At 41.6% G+C, this 2,608-nt stretch carries 2 protein-coding genes and 1 pseudogene; 2 read left to right on the top strand and 1 reads right to left on the bottom strand.

The features are described 5' to 3' along the window. Window positions 1–249, top strand: a 249-nt coding sequence (locus Xenpb_RS19140) for an IS1 family transposase (protein WP_222943051.1), incomplete at its 5' end; no start/stop codon positions are given. 31 nt (window positions 250–280) lie between these two features. On the opposite strand, the pseudogene Xenpb_RS19145 reads toward Xenpb_RS19140, so the two are convergent. Further along, window positions 281–697, bottom strand: a pseudogene (locus Xenpb_RS19145) (transposase); the annotation flags it as partial. A gap of 697 nt (window positions 698–1,394) precedes the next feature. On the opposite strand from Xenpb_RS19145, the gene Xenpb_RS19150 reads away from it, so the two are divergent. Next, complete coding sequence (locus Xenpb_RS19150; RefSeq protein WP_187655710.1) at window positions 1,395–2,339, top strand: Kdo(2)-lipid IV(A) acyltransferase; 945 nt, start codon at window positions 1,395–1,397, stop codon at window positions 2,337–2,339. Window positions 2,340–2,608: the final 269 nt, after the last annotated feature.

The following is a 2,608-nucleotide window of genomic DNA, read 5'->3' on the forward strand; positions in this document are numbered from 1 at the left end:
AAGCTGCTTGCCCTCTTATCACCCTTTAATATTCGATTTTATTGTACGGATAATTATGGGGTTTATGACAATCTTCCAGAAGAGAGCCATCTTACTGGAAAGACGTTCACCCAACGCATAGAGAGAATGAATTTAACTCATCGTACTCGAATCAAGAGACTAAATCGCAAAACGATAGGTTACTCTAAATCAGAGGAGATGCACGATAAAGTGATAGGAACTTTCATTGAGTGCGAGCACTACTTTTAATGCTCAATCTAACCATTTAATACATAACCAATTTATGAGGGACGCCCATCGGTTTCTTATAGCTGAACCCCTGACGGTGAAGCCATTTCGTCATGCCAGCCAAAGTAAAAGCAATTTGCCCGCGTGTCCAAACATAGGCCACAATTTGTGCGGTGGTATGCATCAAATTGACGGTCAGATACTCAACTAATTCTGTCGTTTGTTCGGCAGACAAACGGCTTTCAGAGCCCCCATTTTCAGGGGTGAGCTTTTCCTCAGAGAAATAATCTTTCAGATGACGACTGACGGTACTTTCATGAATACGCAAGGCCTGAGCAATCATCTGGGCTGTCCAGCCCTCGGAAGCTAAAAGAACGGCCTTGATACGGTCGCGTACCCGTCCATCACGAATGGTATCATGCATTAATTCGAGGGCGCGTTTTTGGTCTGACGTCAGATGAATTTTCATGGGCATCAACATGATCTAATTTAAGTAAAAAATCAAGCATCTTCAATTACGATGGGTATATAACCATTTTAAGCAATTGTAGTGACCTCAAAGTGTCCACACTTGCATGTTTGTTGGTTTCTTATAGTTGCTTGATGTTACTTTTTATTTGTTTGATTTAAATGGATTTTTATTCAAATTAAATAAGGCTAGGCTCCACGGATGGGGCCTAAAAAGTCAGGCATGGTGTACTTTCCTGAATTTCGATTAAAAAATAAAAAATTCAATGGCTGCCCCATTGATGGCCGGATATCATAGCGAAAATGCGCTTTAGCGGATAGTGATTTGTGTCCTGACAACGTATAGCAAGTGTTTGAATATCGTATACGGGAATAGCATAATTATACCAATAACATACAAAGAATGGTTATAACACGACTATCGCATGGTAACATGCTATCAAGCAGGGCGGTTAATCGCACAATTTATCGCCCAATTAGGTACTTAATACCCCAATATTTCGATATTCCATTAAAAAATGTCACAATGCACCAAAATGGCTCTTAAAGCCTACTCAATAGGCGTCTATTGTTGCAGATAATTTGAGCACAAGTTGTATCTAAGAAGCTGAGCGTACAAATCGTTCACTAACGATGAAATATGTAAAGATTTTAGACACAGCTTCAATTCAAAATGACAAATAACACACTGAAAACACATGATACAAGCACCTCCTTTTCGTCATTCATTTTTACATCCCCGTTACTGGCTGACCTGGTTAGGTATCGGCATACTTTATTTACTGGTTTTACTCCCGTATCCAGCGATTTACTGGATGGGAACTCGCCTTGGCCGGCTATCCCAACGTTTTTTGAAAAAGCGCGCCAAAGTCGCTGAACGCAACTTGGCACTTTGTTTCCCTGATATGCCCCTAGAAAAACGGCATGAATGGCTGGTCAAAAATTTTGAATCTGTCGGCATGGGTTTATTTGAAACCGGTATGGCCTGGTTCTGGCCTGACTGGAGAATCAGGCGCTGGTTTAACATCACCGGACGGGAAAATATTCAAAAAGTGCAATCCAAAGGCCAGGGAATTATTGTTATTGGAGTGCATTTTCTGACACTGGAATTAGGCGCGCGTATCTTTGGTATGTTGAATCCGGGAATTGGAGTGTATCGCCCAAATGACAACCCTGTCATGGATTGGCTACAAACATGGGGACGGCTCCGTTCCAATAAATACATGCTGGATAGAAAAGATGTGAAGGGTATGATCCGCTGCCTGAAAAACGGTGAAATTGTCTGGTATGCGCCTGATCATGATTACGGCCCACGTAACAGCGTATTCGCCCCGCTATTTGCTGTTGAACATGCGGCAACTACGACTGGAACCTCAATTCTCGTCCGTTTGTCCAATCCGGCATTGCTCCCTTTTACTCCTCGTAGATTACCTGATGGGAAAGGTTATGAATTAATTATTCAACCCGCTGTAGAAAATTTTCCTCTAAAAGATGAAGTAGAGGCTGCTGCGTTCATGAATAAGGTGATTGAAAAAGAGATCATGCAGGCACCTGAGCAATACATGTGGCTACACCGTCGTTTTAAGACACGTCCTGAAGGTATGCCATCCTTGTATAGTGATAACAATAATATTCACAAATAAAATCATATGGCTGCGATTTATAAATCGCAGCCAATGCCTTTTACCCACATCCCCTTGAAAAATGTTACAGAATTATTAAATAAATTTGTTTTTATTGCCATTTCCCGCATAGAGTCAGTGTTTTTTTAACCGTTTTTTTTCAGCCTAATGAGATGGTCACCCCCACCCTGTGAGCGGTATGCTGGCAGGGTGTTTTTCTTTCAGGAGAGGCCATCATGCAAAACGTCACACTTATTGGTATTGATCTCGGTAAACATTCTTTCCACGTG

The organism is Xenorhabdus sp. PB62.4 (genome assembly GCF_014467285.1).
Taxonomy (GTDB): domain Bacteria; phylum Pseudomonadota; class Gammaproteobacteria; order Enterobacterales; family Enterobacteriaceae; genus Xenorhabdus.